Annotated in this window: 1 protein-coding gene; it reads left to right on the forward strand. The window is 39.5% G+C overall.

The features are described 5' to 3' along the window. The coding region (locus tag CUZ56_RS16400) for a hypothetical protein (protein WP_204250963.1) at positions 1-128 on the forward strand (128 nt) is incomplete at its 5' end. Positions 129-256 lie beyond the last annotated feature (128 nt).

Consider the following 256-nt stretch of genomic DNA (forward strand, 5'->3'; position numbering starts at 1 on the left):
GTAATCTTGCTGCTCGCTTTGGCAAATCAGGCGTAATTACCGCTGATGACTCTGCATTCAAAGCGATCGTTCTTCCAACTAACGAAGAATTAGTCATTGCACAAGATACAGCACGTTTAGCGGGCTAATCAATTTTCTTCAGACCTGCTGAGAGATCAGCAGGTTTTTTTCATTCATTAAAAGGTATATCAAAATGACTAAAGCAGTTATTCTTATTCCAACTAGTGCAGAAGCAAATTTAGCTGCAGCATTAGAC

It is taken from the genome of Saezia sanguinis (assembly GCF_003991585.1).
GTDB classification, from domain to species: Bacteria; Pseudomonadota; Gammaproteobacteria; order Burkholderiales; family Burkholderiaceae_C; genus Saezia; species Saezia sanguinis.